General features: G+C 44.0%; 16 protein-coding genes. 8 read left to right on the forward strand and 8 right to left on the reverse strand.

What is annotated here, in order from left to right; translation table 11 throughout:
* Positions 1-108 precede the first annotated feature (108 nt).
* The 3 genes from pdxR to WJM94_RS07165 all read right to left on the reverse strand — a co-directional run bounded on the left by pdxR (position 109) and on the right by WJM94_RS07165 (position 4766).
* A complete protein-coding gene (pdxR, locus tag WJM94_RS07155) occupies positions 109-1896 on the reverse strand; it encodes a MocR-like pyridoxine biosynthesis transcription factor PdxR (protein ID WP_444493558.1) in 1788 nt (595 codons plus the stop codon).
* Positions 1897-2024: 128 nt separating this feature from the next.
* Positions 2025-3299 (reverse strand): 4-aminobutyrate--2-oxoglutarate transaminase, encoded by a 1275-nt coding sequence (gene gabT, locus WJM94_RS07160; protein WP_444493559.1) that lies wholly within the window; start codon positions 3297-3299, stop codon positions 2025-2027.
* Positions 3300-3338: 39 nt separating this feature from the next.
* Positions 3339-4766: an NAD-dependent succinate-semialdehyde dehydrogenase gene (locus WJM94_RS07165; RefSeq protein ID WP_444493560.1), complete on the reverse strand. Its 1428-nt coding sequence runs from the start codon at positions 4764-4766 to the stop codon at positions 3339-3341.
* 207 nt (positions 4767-4973) lie between these two features.
* Here WJM94_RS07165 and WJM94_RS07170 point away from each other — a divergent pair, with 207 nt between their 5' ends.
* The 3 genes from WJM94_RS07170 to WJM94_RS07180 are packed head-to-tail and all read left to right on the forward strand — an operon-like array spanning position 4974 to position 7987.
* On the forward strand, positions 4974-5990 hold the full coding sequence (locus WJM94_RS07170) for a TRAP transporter substrate-binding protein (RefSeq protein WP_444493561.1): 1017 nt from the start codon (positions 4974-4976) through the stop codon (positions 5988-5990).
* A 58-nt stretch (positions 5991-6048) separates the two neighbouring features.
* Positions 6049-6675 carry a TRAP transporter small permease subunit gene (locus WJM94_RS07175; RefSeq protein WP_444493562.1) on the forward strand — a complete coding sequence of 209 codons (627 nt, stop codon included), beginning with the start codon at positions 6049-6051 and terminating at the stop codon, positions 6673-6675.
* Positions 6665-7987 (forward strand): TRAP transporter large permease, encoded by a 1323-nt coding sequence (locus tag WJM94_RS07180; RefSeq protein ID WP_444493563.1) that lies wholly within the window; start codon positions 6665-6667, stop codon positions 7985-7987. The genes WJM94_RS07175 and WJM94_RS07180 overlap by 11 nt, the downstream gene beginning before the upstream one ends.
* Before the next feature lie 52 nt (positions 7988-8039).
* Here the strand turns inward: WJM94_RS07180 and WJM94_RS07185 are convergent, their stop codons facing one another.
* The 3 genes from WJM94_RS07185 to WJM94_RS07195 all read right to left on the reverse strand — a co-directional run bounded on the left by WJM94_RS07185 (position 8040) and on the right by WJM94_RS07195 (position 9927).
* Complete coding sequence (locus WJM94_RS07185) at positions 8040-8276, reverse strand: thioredoxin family protein (RefSeq protein ID WP_444493564.1); 237 nt, start codon at positions 8274-8276, stop codon at positions 8040-8042.
* A gap of 9 nt (positions 8277-8285) precedes the next feature.
* Complete coding sequence (locus WJM94_RS07190) at positions 8286-9287, reverse strand: permease (protein ID WP_444493565.1); 1002 nt, start codon at positions 9285-9287, stop codon at positions 8286-8288.
* A gap of 82 nt (positions 9288-9369) precedes the next feature.
* Positions 9370-9927, reverse strand: coding sequence for a sigma-70 family RNA polymerase sigma factor (locus tag WJM94_RS07195; RefSeq protein WP_444493566.1), 558 nt, complete (start codon positions 9925-9927; stop codon positions 9370-9372).
* Positions 9928-10182: 255 nt separating this feature from the next.
* On the opposite strand from WJM94_RS07195, the gene WJM94_RS07200 reads away from it, so the two are divergent.
* Both WJM94_RS07200 and WJM94_RS07205 read left to right on the forward strand, forming a co-directional pair.
* Positions 10183-10365: a hypothetical protein gene (locus tag WJM94_RS07200; protein WP_444493567.1), complete on the forward strand. Its 183-nt coding sequence runs from the start codon at positions 10183-10185 to the stop codon at positions 10363-10365.
* 128 nt (positions 10366-10493) lie between these two features.
* The gene (locus WJM94_RS07205) at positions 10494-12584 is read left to right on the forward strand and encodes a cation:proton antiporter (RefSeq protein ID WP_444493568.1); all 2091 of its coding nucleotides are present in this window, start codon (positions 10494-10496) and stop codon (positions 12582-12584) included.
* A gap of 64 nt (positions 12585-12648) precedes the next feature.
* On the opposite strand, the gene alr is transcribed toward WJM94_RS07205, so the two are convergent.
* Together alr and WJM94_RS07215 are read right to left on the reverse strand one after the other, a co-directional pair.
* Complete coding sequence (gene alr, locus WJM94_RS07210; RefSeq protein WP_444493569.1) at positions 12649-13728, reverse strand: alanine racemase; 1080 nt, start codon at positions 13726-13728, stop codon at positions 12649-12651.
* Between the two features lie 92 nt (positions 13729-13820).
* Positions 13821-15194 carry an alanine/glycine:cation symporter family protein gene (locus WJM94_RS07215; RefSeq protein ID WP_444493570.1) on the reverse strand — a complete coding sequence of 458 codons (1374 nt, stop codon included), beginning with the start codon at positions 15192-15194 and terminating at the stop codon, positions 13821-13823.
* A gap of 790 nt (positions 15195-15984) precedes the next feature.
* Here WJM94_RS07215 and dgcN point away from each other — a divergent pair.
* The 3 genes from dgcN to WJM94_RS07230 are packed head-to-tail and all read left to right on the forward strand — an operon-like array spanning position 15985 to position 18831.
* Entirely contained in the window at positions 15985-16989 is a 1005-nt protein-coding gene (dgcN, locus tag WJM94_RS07220; RefSeq protein ID WP_444493571.1) for an N-acetyltransferase DgcN, read from the forward strand.
* Positions 16989-17963 carry an N-acetyl-D-Glu racemase DgcA gene (dgcA, locus tag WJM94_RS07225; protein WP_444493572.1) on the forward strand — a complete coding sequence of 325 codons (975 nt, stop codon included), beginning with the start codon at positions 16989-16991 and terminating at the stop codon, positions 17961-17963. Before dgcN ends, dgcA begins: the two co-directional genes overlap by 1 nt.
* 10 nt (positions 17964-17973) lie before the next feature.
* On the forward strand, positions 17974-18831 hold the full coding sequence (locus WJM94_RS07230) for a D-amino-acid transaminase (protein WP_444493573.1): 858 nt from the start codon (positions 17974-17976) through the stop codon (positions 18829-18831).
* The last annotated feature ends 46 nt before the right edge of the window (positions 18832-18877 follow it).

Genomic DNA, 18877 nt, shown 5'->3' on the forward strand with positions numbered 1-18877 from the left:
TAGGTCTGTATCGATAAACTCAAAGTGCCGATGGAAACATCGGCACTTTTTTAACTACGAATATGTCTGACAACCGAATTAAACACCGACGTTACGGGCTCTGTCTTCTTACGCCGTTTCACCAATCAGCTTGGCATCACCAATGAAGTAGCCATCTTCACCAAATCGCTTTATGGCATCGCCATCTAAAATAACCGTTATCCTACGTACATCAGCAAATTGCCAGTTACGCCATTGGTACATAAGGTGATTGTTTTCAATCCACCAGTAACCTTCATCCGCATCATTAGGTCTGTCGGATACACCTGTCATCTTGCCGTCAACCTGAAAGGTTATTCTATAAGGGATATTGAAACAGTCTCTTGTCAGTACAACTCGGTCTGAAAGTAGCTCTCTGATACGTTGGCCGTTTAAGCGAACACCCTCCGCATCTTCAACTCTTGGAGTAGGCAGTATTTTCTTGGCCAATTGGGCAAGTTTCTCGATACCATTACGAATATCTGAGTTTTTTATCGACTGAAAACTCAGGCGGAAACTATTGTTACGTTTCTCACAGGTGTAATACTTGGCACCGTTATTGATTAATATGCCATGAGCTTTCGCCAATTCCTCCAGAGAACCGGCATCAAACCCTTCTCGGTAGTCTATCCAGAATGCCGTTCCCGCGAAGGAAGGTATCACACCCGACTGCGGAAAATACGTGTTGAGTGCTTTTTCCATGGTTAACCATTTTTCGCGGTATTTCTTTAGCATTTTCTGAATCAAAGCATCGTAATAACCAAGGCTGATGAAGAGTGCTAATGTCTGACAATTGTTCTTCGGTGGCAGGCTGTGCATACGAAGCTGAACCTGTCGTATCTGTTTGATAAGTGGCGGAGATGCCACAATAAAACCAAGCCTTAAACCCGGAGCAATAACCGAAGAGAAGCTCGAGATATAGATTATCCTCTCACTCTGATATTCACCGCGAAGAGCGGGACATTTGTCGTTGATAAAATTGATGTCATGCTCAAAGTCATCTTCAATGATCAACAAATCTTCCTGCTCTGCCTTGTCCATCAACTGCTTTCTTCGTTGTGACGACATCCGAACCGTCGTCGGGAACTGGTTACTCGGTGTCGTATACACAAGCTGGCATGAGTTAAGTCTGTCGTCGACCACCATCCCTTCCCTATCCACTTCCATCGGTTGTACGTTGGCCCTTCTTGCTCTGAATTGTTGCAGAGCTTCCGGGTAACCCGGATTTTCAAAACCGACTTTGGTATAACGTGATACCAGCAATTTGGAAATTAAATACAAACTGTTCTGACAACCATGCGTCAGCGCTATCTGATCCGCATCGACAAAAATGCCACGATTCGGCAAGACTCGGGTACGTATCTGCTCAATGAGGTCGTGATAGTCGTTGTCGTCTGAAGTCCAGCTTTTATGATTAATCTTATTGAGGGATTGAATACTGCATTTTCGCCATTCTGATACAGGAAAAAGATCTTCGTCGACCTGACCATGAACGAAAAGGTAGGGATAATTTTTGAGATTATTAGAAGCAGAACCAGATGCTTCATCACCGTCTATCAGGTACTTTTCCCAGTCCAGGCGTTGTTCTGAATCAGGGACACGTTCAGGTGCTTTTTTGGTGCTGACTTCTAGCTCAGGATTGACAAAGTAGCCCTTTCTTTCTACGGAGACTAGCAATCCTTCATCGGTGAGTTGGTCATATACTCTGAGTACTGTATTTCGGGAAACAGAGAGGGCTTGGGCGAGCTTTCGAGAAGATTCCAAACTACGGTCTTTCGAAACAAAACCATCGAAAATCGCTTGAGAAATACTGCTTTTGATTTGCTCTTGTAGTGTGCGGGAATCCTGAGGATCGATGTGAATATAGCCCTGAAGCATAAATGACCTAGCCTTTACTGCGCCGGTCATTTACACATGCCCGGCTTTAACTACTTAACCTGAATTCAGGTTTAAACCGTACCGCTTAAAAGCAGCACATTAAGCACTGCTTTTAAAAGTTTAATCAGCTATCGAGTTAAAGCCAGCAACTCTGCTTTGATGATCTCTAATCCTTTACAGATCAGTTCATCTTCAATAGTCAAAGGTGGTAGGAAACGGATTACGTTGCCTTTAACGCCACACGAAAGTAGCACTACCCCTGCTTTATTCGCACTTGCAACAAGCTTTTTAGTCAGTTCAGACAATGGTTCTTTGGTATCAGGATCGTTAAATTCGATTGCGATCATTGCACCAACTTGGCGAATATCACCAATTTGGTGCACTTCTTTTTGCATCTCACTTAACAGCTCAACAAATGTTTGACCAATATGTTCAGCTCTCTGACACAACGATTCTGACTCAATAATGTTCAGAACTTCAATACCTGCGACACAAGCTAACGGAGAGCCAGCATAAGTACCACCTAAACCACCTGGGTTTGCTGAATCCATGATCTCAGCCTTACCAACTATACCCGATAGCGGGAATCCACCAGCGATACCTTTTGCCATTGTAGTGATATCAGGCACGATTCCAAGGTATTCTGAAGCAAACATCTTGCCAGTTCGGGCAAAACCAGTCTGAATCTCATCACAGATCAGTACGATACCGTGCTTGTCACAAACTTCTCTCAGTTTTTGTGCCCAAGAAGCAGGTGCTTGGTAGAAACCACCTTCTCCTTGAATCGGTTCAAAGATAATCGCCGCTACTCGGCTCGGTTCGATATCACATGCGAACAAGTCATTTAACGCATCAAGGCTTTGCTGCTCAGTAATTCCATGGTAGGCATTTGGGAATGGCAAGTGATAGATTTCATTAGGAAAAGGACCAAAACCCGCTTTATACGGCGCAACTTTACCAGTTAAACCCATACACATATTGGTTCGGCCATGGAAACCGCCTTTAAATGCAATAACGCCGCTACGACCTGTATGAGCACGCGCCACTTTCACTGCGTTTTCTACCGCTTCAGCACCAGTAGTTAGAAAAGCGACTTTTTTGTCCCCTTCACCCGGAGCGATTTCGACGATTTTTTCTGCCAGCTCAATAAAGCTGCTGTATGGCGTTACCATAGAGCAGGTATGACTGAACTTTTCTAGCTGCTCTTTCACTGCAGCGATGATTTGAGGGTGTGAGTGGCCCGTATTGGTTACTGCAATACCAGCGGCAAAATCGATGTATTCGTTACCTTCGATATCCGTCAGAAGAGCATTTTTAGCACTTTCGATGTATACCGCACTAAGGTTTGCCATTCCTTTAGCCACTACTTTTTCTTTACGTTCTTGCCATTGTGCATTTGTCATAGCCTTGTTCCTTTAAAACTATCGTTTGTCTGTTGTCTGTTACATGCCGCCAAGGCAGATGTATTTAACGTTCAAGTATTCATCGATACCCTGTTTTGCACCTTCGCGGCCAAAACCGGATTGCTTCACGCCACCAAACGGTGCCACTTCGTTCGAGATGATGCCTTCGTTCACCCCAACCATGCCGTACTCCAGTTTTTCAGCGATAGAGAAAGCACGAGTCAGTGTTTTGGTGTAGAAGTAACTGGCTAAACCATAAATGGTATCGTTGGCATGAGTAACCAGTTCTTCGTCACTGCTAAAGCGAATAATTGGAGCAACCGGGCCAAATAATTCGGTCTGGACTATCTCCATATCCTGCGTTACGTCGGTCAAAATGGTTGGCTGAACAAAAAGACCACCTAAGTCATCGCCACCAAAGGCTACTTGTGCACCCTGCTCAACGGCTTTTTCTATATAGCCCATGACTTGTGCTTTAGCTTTGCTGTCGATAAGCGGGCCAATCACCACACCCGGTTCAATACCGTTACCAACGGTTAGTTCTGCCACTGCAACTTTAAATTTCTCGACAAATTGCTCGTAAACCGCATCTTGAACATAAAAGCGGTTAGCACAGACACAAGTTTGTCCGGCGTTACGGAATTTGGACGCAATGGCCCCTTTAACCGCTTCATCAATATCAGCATCATCAAACACAATAAAAGGTGCGTTCCCGCCGAGTTCCATCGACGTTCGTTTAATGGTGTCGGCACACTGTTTAATCAGTTGGCGGCCAACGCCCGTAGAACCAGTAAACGACAATTTTTGAATATCTGGGTGTTGGCAGAAAAGATCGCCAATCGCGACAGAAGAATGATTATTTACAACAACTAACAGGTCTTTAGGCAACCCTGCCTGATACGCTAATTCAGCGATTGCATAGGCAGACAGCGGGGTTTGGTTCGCCGGTTTCACGATAAAACTACAGCCAGCAGCCAAAGCTGGAGCTGCTTTACGTGTGATCATTGCCGTAGGGAAGTTCCATGGTGTAATCGCTGCAGCAATACCAACTGGCTGCTTAATTGTCATGATTCTTTTGTTGCCGGCAGGCGTTGGAATTGTATCACCGTAAGTACGCTTTGCTTCTTCCGCAAACCACTGAATAAATGAAGCACCGTAGACGATCTCACCTTTCGCTTCAGCTAACGGTTTACCCTGTTCCAAGGTCATGATACGAGCAAGATCATCGCTATTCTCGATAACCAGATCATACCAACGTTTTAAAATAACTGAACGCTCTGAAGCAGTTCGCTCCTGCCACAATTTCTGAGCTTGCTTAGATTTTTCAATTAGCTCTTCAATTTGTGTTGGCTGCAGTGATGGTACATAGCCAATCACTTCATTGGTCGCTGGATTCACCACCGCGATAGCATCATCACTTGCATCACATGTTCCCTTTAACAGGGATTTGTTCGAAACCTTGTCCATAACTCACTCTCTCACTTTCGTTTACGTGAAGATGCTATCGACAAAAAAAACGACACCTAAGTACCAGTTTTAAATTATTCGTGGTACCAGCATAAAAATTCAAACTGGTACCATCGTATGTCCGTGACTGGTTCTATTCCTTTAGCAATCGACTCTTAATATGGAACTCGAAAACGGATTCGAAAAACATTTAGAAGAGGACTTTCTATGCTAAAGGGAAAAGGAAAAAAACTACTGAGTGGCATGCTTGCGGCAACGCTAGGACTTGGCGCTATGGCTACTTCAGCAGCGAGTTTTGCTGCAGAGCAGAACTGGCGCTTTGCCAACCTTTATGGCCGCGGTACAGCTTACGGGCAAGTTTACGAGGATCTAGCCAAGAATATTGAGACAATGTCTAACGGTCGAATTGCCGTTCAGGTTTTATATTCAGGTGAAGGTGTCGGAACGAAAGGTATCCTGGGTGCAGTTAAGTCTGGCCTTATCCAAATGGGTGCGCCATTTCAATCTATGCATGCAGGTGAACTTCCAGCTGGCGTTGTAGAGATTGGTCTACCGGGTGGTACTGACGATGTTGGTGAACTTTCAACTCTATTCCACGAGAAGGGTTGGTCTGATGTTCTGACAGAAGCTTATGGTTCACAAAATATGGTTTGGTTAGACCCGTACATCCAGCCTCCTGTGTACATCATCACCAAAGAAGAAATTAAATCTGTAGAAGATTTCAAAGGCATGAAAATCCGTGCACCAGGCGCTTACGGTAAGTTCCTGAGAAACCTTGGTGCCTCTCCTGTTTCACTGGCATGGAGCGAAATTTATACTTCTCTGGCAACAGGCGTTATCGATGGCTCGATTGGTTCAAACATGATTGACCACCGCGACGGTAACCACGTTGAAGTGGCGAAATACATGTACCCACTGCCTTTAGCTGGCGCACAGGTACTTCCGATTGTTGTAAACAAAAAAGCTTGGGCAAAGTTATCTCCGGATTTACAAGCCATCGTAAAAGCCGCAACTACGGTTCACGCTCAAGAGCAAATGACCAAATCTATCCTTTGGGAATCTCAAGCGATTGCTGACATGGAAGCGAAAGGTCTGAAATGGAGCCCAGAACCATCTGAAGCAGATAAAAACGCATGGAAAGAAGCTGGTAAGTCACTTGCTGCAGAATACGCAAGTGAGGACAAGTACTCTAAACAGCTTATCGACATACTGGAAAAGCAGTAATGAAGAATGTTGAGGTGGGCTTGGTTCCACCTCATCTTTCTGTTTGCAAGGAGGCCACATGATTGAAAAAATTCTCATAGGATACTGCCGAATCGTTCAGAGTTTAATTAGAGGTATCGGACGTTCAGTCGCCTACCTTCTGCCAATACTCGCTTCGGTTGTCGCATATGAAGTATTCGCGCGATACGTTCTGGACCGACCAACAATATGGGGGTATGACACATCTCTGTTTCTGTTCGGTTATATCTCAGCGCTGGGCGGCGCTTATGCACAACAAAAAGGTGCTCATATCAACGTCGATATTATTCACGCTAAGGTTTCCGAAAGAGTTCGACGCAGTTTCGACTTGTTAACCGCCGTCCTAGCCATTGGTTTCTTAGTCGTGATGGCAAAGGTGTGCAGTGGGATGTTTTTCGAAAGCCTGGAGCTGAACTACCGCACTCAAAGTGAATGGGCTCCACCTTTACATCATTTCTGGCTGATGATTACCGTATCTGCTGTCATTTTTATTGCTCAGTACTCTGTACAAATCATCTGCGACCTTTTCTACCTGCTGACTGGCAGAAAACTCCTTCAGCCGGCAACTGGCGACTCATCCAATAGTCTGGAAGAACAGCCATTTAAAATAGATTCAACAAAAGTTAAGAAAGAGCAAATCACAGAGGAAGTGGCATATGGAGATTGAAGTACTAACAGGCGTATTATTGGCCTGTATCCTTACCGCTTTTGCTTTGGGAGCACAAGTCGGGCTCGCACTAGCAGCAATCGCCATGGGCGTTGGCTACATAACCTGGGGCGAAGGTTTATTTAATATTATCCCGACCACCGTCGAGAGCACCTTTTTCAACTTTATTCTTCTGGCAATCCCTCTATATATCTACATGGGTCAGATTCTTACACGATCAGGGATCGGGGATGCCATGTTTAACGCAAGTCAGTTAGTGATCGGGCGTATTCGCGGTTCACTTGCTATCAGCGTAATTGGTGTCTGCTCAATGATTGGCGCTATGGTGGGCATCATCGGTGCGGGTATCATGACATCGAGCAGTATCGCACTTAAACCGATGCTTGAGCGTGGCTATGACAAACGTCTGGCACTGGGTGTCATCATGGCGGGCGGTTCTTTAGGCATTCTGATTCCACCAAGTATCCCGATGATCATGTTTGCCTCTGCGACACAAAACTCGGTGGGTAAAATGTTTTTGGGCGCAATGGTGCCAGCACTTATCACTATTGTGCTTCTGATAAGCTATGTGGTTATTTCATGTAAATTGAACCCTGACCGCGCACCACTGGATGAGGACAATGATGACATTGAAATCCCGAAAGGCTACGAGCTGTTCAAAACCATCCGAGACGGTGCATCTTCTCTCCTTCTGATTGTTGCCGTGTTGGGCAGTATTATCGCTGGTATCGCAACGCCAACGGAATCTGGTGCTATTGGTGTGGTAGGCGCAATTATCCTGTCTATCCTGTTTAAGCGTTTTAAACCAGCAATGGTTCAGAAAGCTGGCCTCCAGACCGCAACCTTGGTCAGCGTAGCGATGTGGATTATTCTTGGTGCATCAGTATTCAGTAACTTCCATCTTCTGATGGGCGTACAAGGCATGGTTTCGGATATCACGACTAACCTCGACCTACCGCCAATCATGATCATCATTATGTTCCAGATCATCATGCTGCTGCTTGGCTTCATCATTGATGAGTTCATCATTGTTCTGATGTGTGCGCCAATCTTTACGCCAGTGGCCGTTGCTCTGGGTTACGACCCTATCTGGTTTGGTGTACTGATGATCCTGAACATCGTTATCGCAGTTCAAACACCGCCGTATGGTTTTGCACTTTTCTACCTGAAAGGCATCGCGCCAAAAGGCATTACCATGTTGGACATTTATAAGTCAGTAACACCATTTATCATGGTTCAGCTACTCGTTCTGTGTATCGTAATGATGTTCCCTGATCTGGTAACCTGGCTACCGAATACCGTGATGGGTTAATAAAATGAGATAAAGTCCAAAGGCTTTGATGTTACAGCCTTTGGACTCATTATCAGGAAGTTATCCAGGATTGAATTTTTTCAGCTTGAGGGACACCGCCAGCATGTACCACCTCTTCATCCATTACCACTGCAGGTGTGGACATTACGCCATAACTCATGATGGCTTCCATATCCGTTACTTTTTCAACTTCAACTTCAACCCCTTGCTCTGCAGCGACTTTCTCGATGAGCTTCGCCGTATTAACGCAGTTTGCACAGCCAGAACCCAGCACTTTAAATATTTTCATATTCGTCTCCTAAAATTGCCATAGTGGTAAATTAAATATCCATCCCATTAACGTAAATGCGAGCAACAGCAACCCGAAAAGTATGCCAAGCAGTCGCCACTGCATGACTTGTTTTAGCATGACAAATTCAGGAATACTTGCCGCTACCGTACTCATACAAAACGCCAGTGTTGTCCCAATTGGTAACCCATTTCTAAGCAGACTTTCCATCACGGGTATCACACCGGTGGCATTTGAATAAAGTGGAATACCTATGAGTACCGACGCAGGAACCGACCACCACTGGCCAGCGCCTAAATATGTTTCAATCCAACCATCAGGCACAAAGCCATGTAGTCCTGCTCCGACACCGACGCCAATAAACACCCACTTCCACACGCGACCGACAATCTCAGCCATTTCTTGTTTCGCAAACACATGACGTTCAGACAGCGTCAACCCCGAACTCTCATTCAAGCCTTGAGAAATGTGGCTTTGTTGAAGATTTTTAGCATTGTTCATTGCCTTTGCGGCCAGAGGCTGTAGCCAGCGCTGAGCACCAATAGCGTCTAGCAACCAGCCACTTAATATACCTATTAGCATCCCGATCACTACGTACATGACAGTGAACTTCCATCCAAGCAGACTAAATAGCAACAAGACGGCGATTTCATTTATTAATGGTGAGGTAATTAAAAATGCCATCGTAATGCCTATCGGTATACCAGCAGAGGTGAACCCCAAAAATATCGGAATACTCGAGCAGGAACAAAACGGGGTGATGGCCCCAAAAAAACTGCCTGCAAGATAACCGAATAAACGCCGTTTACCCGCGAGATAATGCCGTACTTTTTCAACATTTAACGATGCTCTAAACAGGGCTATCACGTAAATCATTACAACCAACAGCACCATGATTTTACTGACATCTTCAATAAAGAAGTGGGTAGCATCTGCAAATTTGGTGTTTGGTTGTAAAGCAAATAGTTGGTACGTCATCCAGTCGGCAAGATGCGTAAAAACCTCAAACATGTCGGCTCCTTACACTTAAATCGATGACCTATCTGATCACCTCTTTATTATTAAGACGAAGTAGCAGCACAAAAGATGCAGATTATTCTTTGTAGAAACAACATACTCGTTGTTGATCGTCGAAACGTATATGGCACTGGTGTTGTAAAATCGTTTTCAGTTTTTTTCGAGCTCGTTGGATTCGGGCTTTCGTCGCAACTAAGGTCAGTTCATGTTGCGTGGCATAGTCTTGTTGACTCACCCCCTGTAAGTCACACTGCTTAATAATTTCCCTGTCCGAGTGGCTCAATTTATCCAGTGCTTTTGGCAAACACTGTGCAAGGCTATCTACTTGAGCCTCCTCTTCTTGCTCCCATGTAGGTTCATAATCAAACAAATCCATCCTAAACAATTTGGCTGACTGCCTTTGTCTATCGATAAGAAGGTTATGTGCTACCCGAAATAGCCAGGCTTTTTGATTATGAATATCGCAAAAACCTTGCTTCTTCTGCATCGCTCTTAAAAAGGTATCTTGAAGTAAATCCACACTTAACTCTTCATCAGCAGTTTGTTTTAGTAACCAGTGATAAATTGCAGATTCAGAAAGGTGCCAGGTATCCATCAAACAAGGGACTACCGGAGATTTTAAATGGCTACTCATCGCGCTCACACCTCATTGATTGAGAGGTTAACCAAACATATAAAACAGCAATACAAGCCACTATCACGCCTATTAAACTTAATTTCAGTTACACCAAGTTTAGTGCATATAGCGGCTTATCTTTTATCTGAAATTCAGTATTTATTTGCTTACTCACCTTTTTAACTTTTTGTTAGTGATAAATGTTTTGTTTGCATCTAGTTATTACCCGATCCTTAACTATAGTTAGTCACAGAAACTCGATTAAGGAGTGACATGATGGTTAATGAGACAAACACCAACGATAAAAGTAACTGGGCTATCGGTGGTGGAACATTACTTGGGTTAGGCGTGGGTATGATCTTTCTCCAACACTCGGTACTCGCCTTTGTCGGCTCACTGATTTCCGGCATTGGTATTGGACTCATTATCGCTGCCGTGCTGAGCAATAGAAAGTGAGTATCTTTGCTCAAACACAAAATTAGTTAAGGAACATTGGGTACTTTTCCGATTTATCAGGAAGATTAGTAAAATATGAACCATGCTTAATCATAGGTTTAGCGCAGCGAATAAGACGTAAAGTAAGTATGAATGTTCCTGACATTTTCATATCGTCCATCCTGGGTATCATACTGTTAATCACGATATCCGTTACTTCGTCACTTATCGCAAAAGCCTTACGAATACCTTTCCCAATTGTTCTGGTGATTTCTGGGGTTTGCCTGACTCTGTTGCCAGAATTGCCAACCGGAATTAGCATCTTCTACGAGCCAGACATAGCAGAGAAGACCATGTTATATGTCTTCTTACCCTTGTTGGTGTTTGAGGCAGCGTATAAATTTGATGTTGCTAAGTTCACGGCCAACTGGGGCGCGATTATGATCATGGCCATTCCCGGTGTCATGTTCTCAACTCTGGTCATCACGGCTACGTTAGTTTTCGTTGGTATTTTAACGCCCCAGACTGCGCTGTTGCTCGGAATAATATTGAGCGCCACCGATCCCAGTGCCACTATCGCTATTTTTAAAGAATCGGGAGCGCCCAAAGATCTCATCACGATTGTCGAAGGCGAAAGTTTATTTAATGATGCGACGGTCATTGCGGCATACAAAATCGCAGTGCTCGTTTTCGCCATGAGCCTAACTCCAGCAGAAATGGTACTTACCGGAATATGGCAATTCATCTGGGTCTTTTTGGTCGGCGCACTTTGCGGTTACTTAACGGGACAGTTACTTCTCTGGCTAATGAAAGCACTACCCGACGACCCATACATAGAAATCAGCATCAGCCTTGTCACCGCGATTGGATGTTTTATTGGTGTTGAACGATTTATTCATGCCAGCAGTATTGTGGCTTTGACCATTTGTGGTTTAGTTCTGGCTAAAAATACCCCACTGCCGATCAGTAATGAGTCGAACCAGTATCTGAATAGCTTCTGGACCTACCTTTCTGATCTCGCTAAAGCCATGATTTTTATACTGGTTGGATTGTGGTTAAACTTAGAACTTATCGCATCCCACTGGGCCATCACTTTGCTGGTGATCATCAGTATGCTGCTTGCGAGAGCTGGTTTTGTTTACTGGATACTACCATTTTTCGGTCGGCTACGGCGCCTGTCCTACTCTTTGCCCAGATCCTACCAACACATCTGTCTTTGGGGAGGGCTCCGAGGGGCTGTCACTCTGGCTCTTTCCATACTTGTCATCACTGATGCCTCTATGTTCGCTCTCGAAGAACGCGAAACCCTGCTGGCGGTCGCGATGGGCGCAGTATTTTTTACTATCTTAGCTCAGGGACTGACCTTGTCTCCGCTGGCCAGTCGGTTGAGACTGGATGAATCCAGCATTGAAGAAAAGATCACTAAGAAAGAGCTCATGCTATCCGCTATGAAAGCTAGCGAGAAAGTCCTTGTTCATCTTGCAAAAACGCCATTAGCAGATAGCGGGGCACCAGATGAAATAATGCAGTCGATTAAATCTCATGTAGAAGAAGAAAAGCACGAGCTACGCCACCTCTATGCTACAGAGGTGGATACGGAAAGTCTGTATAAGAAACTCATTATGGAAGGTCTGAGTATTGAGAGTGAATACCTCTACCTACTCTATGATCAGGGACTGATATCCATGGGAAGTTATCAAAAGCAAAGAGAGTTTTTTGATCAACAAATGGATGCCGCACGCCATAAATACCAGCAACCCCAAACTCAAGCCTCGAACAAAAGGTGGTTTACCCGTATGTTCGATAAATGGGAAAAGAAACATACATCCGATGTGTCCATTCAGTATGAACTTGCTTGGTCTCGATTGCTGACATCTGATTTAACACTTATCGAGCTAAAAACACTCTTAAACGACTACCCGGTTGATCAAGCATTGAAAAAACAAGTCCTGAACGTCTGGGAATCGTGGCGTAAGCAAAGCTCAGATGCGGTCAGGCAACTGGACAAAACCTATCCCGTTATTACCGCAACAGCGCATAGAAAATGGCTTAATCACATGTTGAATACGGTACATAAAGCGCACCTGGAGAAGTTTGTCAGGCAACGCCTGATCAGTGAATCAGATAAAGAGCAGATCGTGAAACAGCTAATGAATATTACTTCATCATTTTACAAAGATTCAGTAGACAATATTCATGCTGGTCATAAATCAATCCACTCTGCCGATGACTCCAAATAACGCTCCGGTAGTATTCCTCACTAAACCTTTAACTTAACTTGTATAAGCTAAAAGCGTGTTGCTCTTAAGCTTCGACGTAAGTTTTACGGACACGCTTGGTCAGTTTGATAACAAGCTCATAGGGGATGGTACCTATATGTTTAGCAACGTTCTCAATAGGTAAATTTTCACCCCAGAACTCAACAATGTCCCCTACTTTATCACGTGCATCAGGCCCTAAATCAACAGTGATCATATCCATCGACACGCGGCCTGCAATAGACACCATGCGTCCATTAATGTAGACAGGAGTACCTTCCGGTGCACTTCTAGGATAGCCATCCCCGTACCCCATCGCGACAACACCGATATAAGTGTCACGGCCTGATGTCCAGCTTTCTCCATAACCAACAGGTTGGTTCGCCTTATGTTCGCGAATGGCAATCAGTTTGGAATTCAGCGCCATCACGCAGCGTAAACCGTGCTGCTTACCCGTTTCATTTTCATTAGGGCTGATACCGTAAAGTGCAATACCTGCTCGCATGTAGTCTAAATGGGAGTCAGTCCAATATAAAATACCTGCCGAATTCGCCAATGTTTTCGGCCCAGGGAACCCAGCGGTTTGCGAAAGAAACAGGTCTATCTGTTTTTGTGTTACAGAAGAAGATAAATCGTCGGCACAGCTAAAGTGGCTCATGAACCCTACTGGCCCTGCTAGCTTATTCGTTGCTTCAATTTGTCGCACATAATCATTAAGTTCGTAAGGATGAACTCCTAATCGATGCATACCTGTATCGAGCTTAAGCCAGACAGTGACAGGTTGAGTAATCTCCGCCTGCTTAAGATCTTCCAATTGCTCTTTACAGTGAATCGCAGTGTGGAAACCTTCGCGAGCTGCCGTTTCGAGGTCAGTTTTACAGAAACAGCCTTCAAGAAGTAATATTGGCTGCTTAATTCCTTCGCTTCTTAGTTCTAGCGCTTCTTCGATGCGCGACACCGCAAACATGTCGGCTTGTGTCAGAGTTTGAGCCGTTTTTACCGCATTGTGCCCGTATGCGTCACCTTTTATTACAGCGACAACCGATTTGTTGGCACATTTCTTCTTAAGTAAGTTGTAGTTGTCACTAAGTGCTTTTAGATTGATAACAGCTTCAGCAGTAATCATTAACTCTTTCCTGTATTACTTTTCGTCCTTGGCAGCTCAGCCAACACCATTTGTAATGGGGAATATGTTGCGCTGAGCTACTTCTTTTGCGGTTATAGATCTTCTTCCGCGATGCGTTGAGAGGTTTCTTCTACGAAGAATTCCTTCGTCAACTTGTACACAACTGGGCTTAAAGCCAGCAACGCAATCAAGTTAGGGATTGCCATCATTGCGTTTAACGTATCACTAAGCAGCCAAATAAAATCCAGTTCCATAGTTGCACCGATAGGTAATACCAATACAAAAATGATTCTGAAAGGAATGACCGCTTTCGATCCGAATAAATAGGATGCGCAACGTTCACCATAAACAGACCAGCCCACTATCGTAGTAAAGGCGAATATTGCCAGGCTAATTGCCACTAGATAGCTACCAAAACCAGGGAGAACTTGGTTGAAGGCCGCTGAAGTCAAAGCTGCACCTGATTCACTGCCAGTCCATTGCCCGGAAATGATGATGACCAAACCGGTGATGCTACAAATTAAGATGGTGTCAATGAAAGTACCTAACATAGCGATAAAGCCTTGGCGGACAGGATCATTTGTCTGCGCGGTAGCATGAGCAATAGGAGCCGAACCCAGACCAGCCTCGTTTGAGAAAATACCACGAGCCACACCGAATCGAATTGCCATCCATACCGTTGCACCAGCAAAGCCACCCTGAGCCGACGTTGGTGTAAACGCATGCTGAACAACGAGCGCTAAAGCATCACCAACCTGATCAACATTCATGATGAGAATAACCACGCCACAGCCAACATAAGCAATACCCATGATCGGCACCAGCGAACCTGCAAATGCACCAATACGCTTAACACCACCAAGTAGCACAGCGCCAGATAAAATCATTACGACAATGCCGACAAGTAATGGTGAGAAGCTGAACGTGCTTTCCATCACTTGAGCGATCGAGTTGATTTGTACGCCATTACCGATCCCAAAGCAGGCAAATGTGCCAAACACTGCAAACGCTGTACCCAACCAAGCCCACTTCTTACCCATACCATTTTTTATGTAGTACATAGGGCCACCCACGAAACTGCCTTTTGCGTCAGTTTCGCGATACTTTACAGCTAATACTGCTTCTGCATATTTTGTTGCCATCCCCAGCAATGCAGTTACCCACATCCAGAATAAGGCTCCTGGCCCACCAACAAACACGGCCGTTGCAACTCCGGCAATATTACCTGTACCGACTGTTGCAGACAGGGCGGTCATCAAAGCTTGAAAAGGAGGGATTTCTCCATCGCTACTTTCACTGGATTGGCGACCATTCCACATTAATTTGAATGCTCGGCCGATGTTGAATAGAGGCATAAACTTAAGGCCAATATTCAAGTAAATACCGATACCCAGGATCATAACGAGCATGGGAACACCCCACACAACCCCATTAACTTGCCCGACAAATTGCTGTATTAATTCCATTTAACTCACTCCGATTAACTTCAAGACAAATATGCTTGAAGCAATCTAAGCAATATGCAGACCATATTAAAACCATCTTAACAACTGGCATATGTGAACGGCAGTCAGGATTTTTATAGATAAATATTCTATCGAAAAATTCATCCTATATGTTCGGCCAAGCCACACTAAAATCTATACAAAATTCCAGTTACAAGAGATTATTTAGTTAATCATACAAACCCAACCCAAATTAAATCTCAACCCACAAGTAAGATTCAGCACGTCATCTATTTAACAAATAATACACATTTAAGCCATTTATGCACCAAAATCAATATTTTTGCGCATTTTTAGTGCATAAATGTTGATAAACATCTCGAACGTTGTTGGATTTTCATTAAAACTACTCATTAAATTTGAACAAGATCACATAATAGAATTATCTATTTATCAATTTAAAAACGGTATAAATGACCACAGAAACCTTGAGAGTTTATTTTATAGATAAGACGTGGAATTCCTTTAGTAATAAAAGAATCTATTGCTGTTGGAGTCGTAAACTTCAGATAAAGACTGATATTTGATAACAACACAGAACATTATGAAATTACAATTTCATGCATATTTATTCACCAATAAAAATATTTATGAATAATAAATGCATGCAATCACGTTATTTTGCTTATAATTTAAATATTCTCGCGCTTTCTTAGATATTGCTGTCACGGATTTTGCACTGTAGTTTGTATTCAGAAGCAATATTAATGGCTGGCACCAAACCAGTTTAACGAAATGGAGTAAACGTAAGATGGAACTTAAACAACCTTATCTATTATTTTTGGGTGATGCTGCAGATTCTCTCGCTGCGAAAGTGGCTCAAGGAATTAAAACATGGCGTCCAGAATATTGTGTTGGTCAGTTACGCTTAGAGGGCTGTAATGCTGATGTGGGTCTTGACGATTTAAGTGTTGCACAGGCCGTTGAAGCAGGTGCAAAAACCTTAGTCATTGGTGTAGCCAACCGCGGTGGCATCATTTCAAAAGAGTGGATTTCAGTACTGGTCGAAGCGTTAGAATCCGGTATGGATATAGCCGCAGGCCTGCACAACAAGCTAAGTGACATCCCTGAACTGGTTGAATGTGCGAAGAAAAATGGTTGTAGCCTGTTTGACGTTCGTTACCCGACACAAGTTTACCCAGTTGCTAATGGCAAAAAGCGTTCCGGTAAACGCTTACTTACTGTCGGTACAGATTGTTCTGTAGGTAAAATGTACACCTCTCTGGCAATTGAAAAAGAGATGAAAGCCCGAGGCATTGATGCCGATTTCCGTGCTACTGGCCAAACAGGCATACTAATTACCGGTGACGGTGTGAGTGCAGACTGCGTAGTTGCAGATTTCATTGCAGGTGCCATTGAAACGATCACTCCGGATAATGATCCGCAACATTGGGACGTCATTGAAGGTCAAGGCTCACTATTCCACGCTTCTTTTGCCGGTGTGACTACGGGTCTTATCCATGGTTCACAAGCAGACGCTTTAGTTTTGTGTCACGAACCAACCAGAACCCATATGCGTGGTCTGCCTGATTATCAATTGCCGGACATTAAAACATGCATGGAAGCGAACATCGCAACGGCCAAGCTAACAAACCCAAATGTTCAATTTGTTGGTGTTTCGATCAACACCTCAGGACTGACTGAGAGCGAAGCGTTAGAGTATATGGACAAAGTTGAGTCTGAAGTAGGCTTGCCAGTTGTCGACCCATTCCGTCAAGGTGTTGCTCGTATTGTAGATAAATTAGCGGAGCTGTAATGAAGGTTAGTCTTTATACAAAAAGTTGGCCTATTCTTGGTAGTTTTACTATCTCTCGTGGTAGTAAAACCCATGCTGAGACCGTTATTGTTGAAATCGAGCATCAAGGTGTAATGGGGCGCGGAGAATGCGTCCCTTACGGACGATACGGTGAATCCATCCAAAACGTATTGGCTCAGATTGAAGGCATTATTCCAAAAATTGAAACGGGAATTAGCCGCGAAGATTTGCAACCACTGCTACCGTCGGGCGCAGCTCGTAACGCGGTAGACTGCGCAATGTGGGATTTGGAATGTAAACAGGCCAAGCAATCTATCTGGAATAAAGTTGATGTGGTCGCAAAAAGCTTAACTACCGCATATACACTTTCACTAGATACGCCCGAAAACATGGAAAAAAAGGCGATAGAACATTCACATCGACCACTGCTCAAATTGAAGTTAGGCGGTCCGGATGATCTCGCGCGTGTTCAAGCCGTTCGTCGTGGCGCACCAAATTCTGCGATCATTCTGGATGCAAATGAAGCGTGGACGGTAGAGACATATCAGCAGCTCATTCCTGAGCTTATAAAACTTGATGTTTCAATGATTGAGCAGCCATTTCATGCTGATGAAGATCATGTGCTTGATGAACTTGAGCGCCCGATTGCTATTTGTGCCGACGAGTCTTGTCATGATCGAATGAGCCTTAAAAAAGTGATTGGTCGTTATGACATGATCAATATAAAGCTTGATAAAACAGGCGGTTTGACCGAAGCACTGGCCCTTAAAGAGCAAGCTGAAGAGGCTGGTTTACGTATTATGGTCGGTTGTATGGTGGCTTCATCATTAAGTATGGCACCCGCATTTGTCGTCGCCCAAGGTGCAGAAGTTGTCGATTTAGATGGTCCACTACTGCTAAGTGAAGATATCGAAAACGGCTTTGAATTTGAAAATAATTCGATGCTGCCTTTCCACAGCGAATTGTGGGGATAAGGGGAAAAAAATGGAACGTATTGTATATCTCAATGGAGAGTATCTTGCTGAAAGCGAAGCAAAAATTTCAGTATTTGATAGAGGATTTCTTTTTGCTGACGCTGTCTATGAAGTAACAGCAGTATTGGATGGAAAATTGATTGACCATCAAGGTCACCTCGCCCGCTTAGAACGTTCATCTAAAGAACTTGGAATTAAAATGCCAGTAACTGGCGAGCAGTTGATGGATATTCAACGACAGCTGATTGAAAAAAATGGCTTAGTCGAAGGCGGTATCTACCTCCAGTTAACTCGCGGCGACGAAGGCGATCGCGATTTTTCATATAGCAAAGATATAGAACCAACACTGGTGTTGTTTACTCAATCGCGCGGTTTAATTGATAGCCCGAAAGCTCAGACCGGGATCAAAGTGATTTCGTTTGATGATATTCGCTGGCGTCGTCGTGATATCAAAACAACCAGTTTGCTACCTGCGTGTTTGGCGAAACAGGCAGCATATGCTGCTGGTGCAGAAGACGTATGGCTGATTGAAGATGGTTTTGTCACTGAAGGTGGCTCAAGTAACGCTTACATTGTGACTAAAGACAATGTATTGGTTACTCGCCCTCTCAGTAATGATATTTTACACGGCATTACTCGCGCATCATTGATGACACTCGCTGACGAACTGGATTTAACCATTGAAGAACGCTTCTTCACAATTGAAGAAGCTTATCAAGCAAAAGAAGCGTTTATTAGCTCTGCAACTACCTTTGTATGGCCTGTTGTTGCTATCGATGATAAGCCAATTGGCAATGGAAAACCTGGTGAGATCGCTTTAAAACTGCGCGATATCTATATCAAGACTTCCAGAGAATTAGCGGTTTAATCTATAACCAAAAGACTTAACCATTGTGGCCAAGTAACATTGGCCA

The sequence above is a fragment of the Vibrio sp. YIC-376 genome (genome assembly GCF_052353105.1).
Taxonomy (GTDB): Bacteria; Pseudomonadota; Gammaproteobacteria; order Enterobacterales; family Vibrionaceae; genus Vibrio.

What these genes read in the sequence shown, in the direction of transcription:
- pdxR (WP_444493558.1), bottom strand. Translation starts at nt 1,896, where the DNA reads ATGCTTCAGGGCTATATTCACATCGATCCTCAGGATTCCCGCACACTA.
- WJM94_RS07215 (WP_444493570.1), bottom strand. Translation starts at nt 15,194, where the DNA reads ATGGAATTAATACAGCAATTTGTCGGGCAAGTTAATGGGGTTGTGTGG.
- WJM94_RS07200 (WP_444493567.1), top strand. Translation starts at nt 10,183, where the DNA reads ATGATGGTTAATGAGACAAACACCAACGATAAAAGTAACTGGGCTATC.
- WJM94_RS07195 (WP_444493566.1), bottom strand. Translation starts at nt 9,927, where the DNA reads ATGAGTAGCCATTTAAAATCTCCGGTAGTCCCTTGTTTGATGGATACC.
- WJM94_RS07165 (WP_444493560.1), bottom strand. Translation starts at nt 4,766, where the DNA reads ATGGACAAGGTTTCGAACAAATCCCTGTTAAAGGGAACATGTGATGCA.
- dgcN (WP_444493571.1), top strand. Translation starts at nt 15,985, where the DNA reads ATGGAACTTAAACAACCTTATCTATTATTTTTGGGTGATGCTGCAGAT.
- alr (WP_444493569.1), bottom strand. Translation starts at nt 13,728, where the DNA reads ATGATTACTGCTGAAGCTGTTATCAATCTAAAAGCACTTAGTGACAAC.
- WJM94_RS07190 (WP_444493565.1), bottom strand. Translation starts at nt 9,287, where the DNA reads ATGTTTGAGGTTTTTACGCATCTTGCCGACTGGATGACGTACCAACTA.
- WJM94_RS07180 (WP_444493563.1), top strand. Translation starts at nt 6,665, where the DNA reads ATGGAGATTGAAGTACTAACAGGCGTATTATTGGCCTGTATCCTTACC.
- gabT (WP_444493559.1), bottom strand. Translation starts at nt 3,299, where the DNA reads ATGACAAATGCACAATGGCAAGAACGTAAAGAAAAAGTAGTGGCTAAA.
- dgcA (WP_444493572.1), top strand. Translation starts at nt 16,989, where the DNA reads ATGAAGGTTAGTCTTTATACAAAAAGTTGGCCTATTCTTGGTAGTTTT.
- WJM94_RS07170 (WP_444493561.1), top strand. Translation starts at nt 4,974, where the DNA reads ATGCTAAAGGGAAAAGGAAAAAAACTACTGAGTGGCATGCTTGCGGCA.
- WJM94_RS07175 (WP_444493562.1), top strand. Translation starts at nt 6,049, where the DNA reads ATGATTGAAAAAATTCTCATAGGATACTGCCGAATCGTTCAGAGTTTA.
- WJM94_RS07230 (WP_444493573.1), top strand. Translation starts at nt 17,974, where the DNA reads ATGGAACGTATTGTATATCTCAATGGAGAGTATCTTGCTGAAAGCGAA.
- WJM94_RS07185 (WP_444493564.1), bottom strand. Translation starts at nt 8,276, where the DNA reads ATGAAAATATTTAAAGTGCTGGGTTCTGGCTGTGCAAACTGCGTTAAT.
- WJM94_RS07205 (WP_444493568.1), top strand. Translation starts at nt 10,494, where the DNA reads ATGAATGTTCCTGACATTTTCATATCGTCCATCCTGGGTATCATACTG.